A 6,286-nucleotide genomic window follows, 5' to 3' on the forward strand; every position below is an offset into this window, starting at 1 on the left:
CGCGCTGACCGGCCCCACCGCCCGGCCCGCCGCCCGGCCCGCAGTCCGGCCCGCGGCATCGCCAAGAGCGTTCCGCACACCCGCCTCTCGGCCGATGTGTGCGGAACGCTCTTGGCGAGGGGACCGGTTCGCTCAGATCGCCAGCGCCGACGTCACCTCGTGGGCGGCGGTGTCGTCGGAGGCGCCCGAGTGGGTGACCCGGCCCGACTCCACCACGTAGAACACGTCCGAGGCCCTCAGGGAGAACCCCACATGCTGCTCGACCAGCAGCACGGACAGGTCGCCGCGCGAGGCCAGGTCCACGATGATCCGCTCGATCTCGGCCACGACATTGGGCTGGATGCCCTCGGTCGGCTCGTCCAGCACCAGCAGCCGCGGCTCGGTGATGAGCGCCCGGGCGATGGCCAGCTGCTGCCGCTGCCCACCGGAGAGCAACCCGGCCTTCCGATCCAGCAGCTCCTTGAGCGCCGGGAACAGGTCGAGTGACTCGTCGATGAGCGCCTTCCCCCGCTTGCGCCCGTCCGCCACGACCCGCAGGTTCTCGGCGGTCGTGAGCTGGGTGAACGACTGCTGACCCTGGGGCACGTAGCCGATACCCAGCGCCACTCGGCCATGCGGTTTGAGTCCGGTGATGTCCTGGCCGTCGAAGGTGATCGTGCCGGCCTTGCACGGCAGCAGGCCGACGGCGGCCCGCAGCAGGGTCGTCTTACCCGCCCCGTTGTGCCCGAGCACCGCGGCCACGCCCCCGGCGGGGACCTCCAGGTCCACCCCGTGGAGCACCTCGGACCCGCCGTACCCGGCGCGGACGCCCGACATCTGCAGTAGTTCGCTCATTCGTCTGACTCCATCTCGGGTTCGGTGCCGCTTTCCGGCTCGGTACCGCTTTCCGGCTCGGTACCGGTTTCCGGCTCGGTACCGGTTTCCAACTCGGTGCCGGTGGCGGCCGCGGTGCCCAGGTACACCTGCTGGACATTGGGGTCGGCCTGGATCTCGGCGACCGTGCCCTCGGCGAGGACCTTGCCGGCCGCGAGGACGGTGACCGAGGTGGCGAAGTCGCGCATGAAGTCCATGTCGTGCTCCACCACCACCACCGTGCGGTCGGCGGCGATGCGCTGGAGCAGTTCCCCGGTGGCCTTGCGCTCGTCCGCCCCCATGCCGGCGACGGGCTCGTCGAGGAGCATCACGTCGGAGTCCTGGACGAGCAGCATGCCGATCTCCAGCCACTGCTTCTGACCGTGGGCCAACACCCCGGCCTTGGTGCCGGCCAGGTGCTCGAGACCGATGGTCTCCAGCGCCTCGGAGACCACGGTCGCGCGGCCGCGGCGCCGCCGGAGCAGGGTCACCCATCCCCGACCGGAGCCGGCCGCGATGTCCAGGTTCTGCTCCACCGTGAGGTCCTCGAAGATACTGGCCGTCTGGAAGGTCCGTCCGATCCCCATGCGCGCGATCTTGTGGGTCTTCATCCCCAGCACCGGTTGCCCGGTCTTGTCGACCGTCCCCGTCGCCGGGACCAGCCCCGTGATCGCGTCGACGACGGTGGTCTTGCCCGCGCCGTTGGGTCCGATGAGGAACTTGAGGTCTCCCTGGATCAGCGTCAGGTCCACCCCGTCGACGGCGCGGAACCCGTCGAACGAGACGGTCAGACCGCGGACCTCCAGGTAGGTCCGTCCCGTCGAGGCGCCGGCGCGGCCGCCTCCGGCCCCGGTCGAATCGGTGGCCACAGCGGTGGGGGTCATGGGGTCTCCTCCGTGTTGGATCCGGTGGATCCGGTGGTGGCGGGGGTCGCGGGGCCGGACCCGGTGGACCTGCGGCGCCGGCGGATGACGAACAGGCTGGCCAGGCCGCCGGGCAGGAAGCCCACGACGACGATGAAGAGCACACCCTGCAGGTAGGTCCACTGCGACGGGTAGGCCTCGGAGAAGGTCGTCTGCGCCCAGGCCACGCCGATCGCTCCCAGGACCGGGCCGAGCAGGGTGGCCCGGCCGCCGATCGCGACGCCGATGAGGAACGCGATCGACGGGGCGATGCCGATCGCCGAGGGCGAGATGATCCCGACGATCGGGACGAACAGCGCGCCGGCGATCCCGGCGGCGAAGGCGGCGACCGCGTACGCCAGGGACTTGACCAGCGCCGGGTCGTACCCCAGGAAGCGGACCCGCTCCTCCTGGTCGCGGACGGCCACGAGCAGCTCACCGAAGCGCGAGTGCATGAACTGGCGCACCAGCAACACCACTCCGATGAGGGCGCCGCCGGTGATGAAGTACAGCATCTGGCGGTTGGCCGGATCCGACAGGGCGAAGCCGAAGAAGCCGGTGAACCGGTTGAGTCCGTTGGATCCGCCGAGCTCGGGGCGGCTGACCAGGAAGATCGCCGCGGCGGCCGCGAGGGCCTGGGACAGGATCGCGAAGTAGGCGCCCTTGACCTTGCGGTTGAACACCAGGTATCCGAACCCGAAGGCCAGCAGGGGTGGCAGGAGCAGGATCACCACGAGGGTGAAGATCGGCGAGGCGAACGGTTCCCAATACCCGGGCAGCGACCGCATCCCGGCGATCTGCATGAAGTCCGGCAGGGCGTCGGGACCGCCGCGGTCGCGGGCGTCGGCGAGCTTGAGGTACATCGCCATGGCGTACGCGCCGACGCCGAAGTACACGCCCTGGCCGAGCGTGAGCATGCCGCCCCGCCCCCACGCCAGCCCGATCCCACTGGCGACGATGCCGAAGCAGAAGAACTTGGCCAGCAGGTTGAGCCTGAACTCGCTCAGCAGCGCGGGTGCGACGCCGAAGATGAGGATCGCGGCGACGGCGAGCGCCACCCAGAACACCCAACGGGGTCGTTCGCCCTCGGTGGTCAGCGCGCCGGGCAGGGGCAGACGAGGTGGCCGTCCCCGACGACCCGCGGCCGGCTCGGCCGGGTCCGGGGTGGTGGTGCCGATGGTGGCGGTGTCGGTCATGCCAGGCTCCTGGTCTTGACGGCGAACAGCCCCTGCGGGCGGATCTGGAGGAAGACGATGATCGTCACAAAGACGAGCACCTTCGCCACGGAGGCGGTCGTGGAGTATTCGAAGAACGAGTTGAGGATCCCCAGCGCGAAGGCCGCGATGACGGCGCCCCTCAGCTGACCGAGGCCCCCGACCACCACCACGAGGAAGGCGTCGATGAGGTAGGACTGCCCGATGGTGGGGCTCGTCGAACCGATGAGGGTCAGCGCCACGCCCGCCACCCCCGCGAGGCCGGAGCCGATGAAGAACGTGGTCAGGTCGCTACGGCGCGAGTTGATGCCCGAGCTCTCCGCGAGATCACGGTTGAGGGTGACCGCCCGGATGCGCCGCCCCATCGGGGTGAACCGCATGGCCGCCATGAGGGCGGCGACACACGCCACGGCCAGGAGGAAGATGAAGACCCGCGTGTACGGGACGGAGGCCCCGAGCAGGACCAGGTTCCCGCGGAGGAACGCGGGCACCTCGACGTTGACGGCGGGGGCTCCCCAGATGTCGCGCGCGATCTGTTGCAGCACCAGCCCGACGCCGAAGGTGACGAGCAGTGTGTCGAGCGGTCGGGCGTACAGCCGTCTGATGAGCAGCACCTCGAGGATCACCCCGAGCAACCCGCCCACCACGAACCCCGCCACGAGGGAGATCGCCAGCCCCGCACCGGAGGCGGCGACGAATTGTTGGATGACGTAGGCCGTGTAACAGCCGGCCATGATGAACTCGCCGTGCGCCATGTTGATGACGCCCATCTGCCCGAAGGTCAGGGACAGGCCGAGCGCTGCGAGCAACAGGATCGAGCCGATGCTCAGTCCTGTCGCGAGTTGACCGATGATGACGTCCACACCGGCTCCTTTCTCCTGCGTGCGCCCGCCCGCGGCGGCCCCGGTGACCGGGACCGCCGCGGGGGGGCGGTGGACTCGGACTGGGTCAGTTACCGGACAGGTCGCCGGCCCAGTCGTAGCCCTCCAGGAAGGGATCCGGCTCGATGGGCTCGCCCGAGCTCCACACCTCGTAGATCAGGCCGTCGGGGCGGATCTCCCCGACGAGTGCGGTCTTGGAGATGTGGTTGTTGTCCCCGTTGATCGTCACGGTGCCCTCCGGGGCGTCGAAGCTCACGCCGCCGGCGTTCTCCTGGATCTCGGCGACGTCGAAGCTGCCCGCCTTCTCGACCGTGTTCTTCCACAGGAACAGCGAGGTGTACGCGGCCTCCATGGGGTCGGAGGTGACCCTGTTCTCGCCGTACTTGGCCTTGAACGCCTCGACGAACGACGTGTTCTCCGGACTCTCGATGGTCTGGTAGTAGTTCCACGACGTGAGCTGGCCCTCGATATTGTCCGCGCCGATGCCCTGGACCTCTTCCTCGGCGATCGACACGCTCACCACCGGGGTGTCCTCCGCGGTGAGGCCGGCGTTGGTGTACTCGCGGAAGAAGGCCACGTTGGAGTCGCCGTTGAGGGTGTTGAAGACGGCGTCCGGGTCGGCGGTGCGCACCTTGTTGACGATGGTGGAGAAGTCGGTGGACCCGAGCGGCGTGTAGTCCTCACCGAGGATCTCGACGTCGTTGGCCTCCGCCCACGCCTTGATCACGCGGTTGGCGGTCTGCGGGAAGACGTAGTCCGAACCGACGAGGTACATCGATTCGACGCCCTGCTCCTTGAGGTACTCCAGCCCCGGGACGATCTGCTGGTTGGTGGTGGCGCCGGTGTAGAAGATGTTCTCCGACGCCTCGAGCCCCTCGTACTGGACGGGGTAGTAGAGCAGCGCGTTGTTGTCCTCGACCACCGGCAGCATGGCCTTGCGGGAGGAGGAGGTCCATCCCCCGAAGATCGCGGCCACGCAGTCGCTGGTAATGAGCTTCTGCGCCTTCTCCGCGAACACGGCCGGGTCGGAGGCCCCGTCCTCGACCACGGTCTCGATCTGCTTGCCCATCACTCCGCCGTCGGCGTTGATCTGCTCCACGGCGAGCTCGACGGAGTCTCGCACGGTCCGCTCGGAGATCGCCATGGTTCCCGAGAGCGAGTGCAGCGACCCGATCTTGATGGTGTCGCCTGAGGTGTCCACGCACGATTCCGCGGAAGCCGCGGCGGTGTCCGAGGTGCGGTTGCCGCAGGCGGTGAGGGCTCCGGCCCCCAGGACCACGAGGGCGGCGGCGGCAGCAGTGCGTCTGGAGATGGATTTCACGCGGGTTCATCCTTGCCGTGGGCGGGCTGTCGATGGCCCCCGCTTCTCGGGGATCGACGCTCGATGAACGCAAAGTTATGAGTTTCATGTGAGCCGCACGGTTCCACAGTGTTTCGTCTGTGTTGCCTCGATCCACCTGCAGTGAACCCTGGGTTTCTCAGCCCTTGCGCAGGTCCGGCGCCGGCGCCCCCAGGACGTGTTTCCGGGCGGCGGACCACACCGCGCGAACAGCGGCATCCACCGCCTCCGGGCTGCCGCCCACCACCCGGGCCCACGCCCCGCACCCCTCGGGCAGGGTGCTCACCCCGCAGCGCACTTCATCCCAGCGCACGCCCACGCTCGAGCCGATGGCCGCACGCATCGAGGCCGCCAGGTCCGCCGCCGGCCCCGGCGCCAGCACGAACAGTGTGCCGATGGCATCGGACCCGCCGGTGACCATGTCGTCGTCGGGCCCGGTCTGTCCGGCGCCGACCCCGGCGCCGACCCCGGCACCCGCTCTGCCCATGATCCGCGTGGTGTCCACCACCACCGGGGTGCCGTCGGGACGGGCGAGCTCCACCTGCGAGACCAGCGCGTCCACCGCCCACCGCTCACCGCGCGCCACTCGGCCGGCGGTGAGGACATCGGAGACCACCAGCACCGCGTCCTCGGGGATCGTTGCCCGCAGCCGCTGCTGGAACCTGCTCCCGGCGTACGGGATGAGGGGGTCGGGAACCCACTCGCACACTGCGCCGGCGCCCAGCGTCAACGCGACGTCCTGCGTGGCGAAGCCGGCGTCCATGCGGTGGATACGCGTGGCGGCCTGGGTGGTGATCACCGAATGGGACCGGTCGGCCAGCCGGACGTCGATGTCCAGCCGGTCGCCGCCCACCACGCCCCCGCCCGTCGACATGAGATAGGTGACCGGGACGTGGGGCAGCACCGGGTCGACGTACAGCGGGCGCATCACCTGTAGAGGAGACTTCTGGTAGCGGTCGGCCAGCACTGTGCGCCCGTCGGCGTCGACCCGGTAGTCGAGGTCCAGGACGCCGACCTTGCCCGGCGATCCCACGGGCAGCGACCCGGCCGCGTGCGCCGGACCGGCCGCCACGACCGCCGAGACGTGGCCGGGGTCGG

At 69.7% G+C, this 6,286-nt stretch carries 6 protein-coding genes; all 6 read right to left on the reverse strand.

Annotated elements, in window-relative coordinates; genetic code table 11:
• Window positions 1–132: 132 nt before the first annotated feature.
• Window positions 133–834, reverse strand: coding sequence for an urea ABC transporter ATP-binding subunit UrtE (gene urtE, locus G6022_RS07855; protein ID WP_182639088.1), 702 nt, complete (start codon window positions 832–834; stop codon window positions 133–135).
• The gene (urtD, locus tag G6022_RS07860) at window positions 831–1,736 is read right to left on the reverse strand and encodes an urea ABC transporter ATP-binding protein UrtD (RefSeq protein ID WP_241731118.1); all 906 of its coding nucleotides are present in this window, start codon (window positions 1,734–1,736) and stop codon (window positions 831–833) included. Before urtD ends, urtE begins: the two co-directional genes overlap by 4 nt.
• Window positions 1,733–2,950: an urea ABC transporter permease subunit UrtC gene (urtC, locus tag G6022_RS07865; RefSeq protein ID WP_241731119.1), complete on the reverse strand. Its 1,218-nt coding sequence runs from the start codon at window positions 2,948–2,950 to the stop codon at window positions 1,733–1,735. The genes urtD and urtC overlap by 4 nt, the downstream gene beginning before the upstream one ends.
• The gene (gene urtB, locus G6022_RS07870) at window positions 2,947–3,831 is read right to left on the reverse strand and encodes an urea ABC transporter permease subunit UrtB (protein WP_182610272.1); all 885 of its coding nucleotides are present in this window, start codon (window positions 3,829–3,831) and stop codon (window positions 2,947–2,949) included. The genes urtC and urtB overlap by 4 nt, the downstream gene beginning before the upstream one ends.
• 85 nt (window positions 3,832–3,916) lie before the next feature.
• Window positions 3,917–5,170, reverse strand: coding sequence for an urea ABC transporter substrate-binding protein (urtA, locus tag G6022_RS07875; protein WP_182610273.1), 1,254 nt, complete (start codon window positions 5,168–5,170; stop codon window positions 3,917–3,919).
• A 157-nt stretch (window positions 5,171–5,327) separates the two neighbouring features.
• The coding region (locus G6022_RS07880; RefSeq protein WP_206682367.1) for an urease accessory protein UreD at window positions 5,328–6,286 on the reverse strand (959 nt) is incomplete at its 5' end.

The sequence above is a fragment of the Dietzia sp. Cai40 genome, from assembly GCF_014145165.1.
GTDB classification, from domain to species: domain Bacteria; phylum Actinomycetota; class Actinomycetes; order Mycobacteriales; family Mycobacteriaceae; genus Dietzia; species Dietzia natronolimnaea.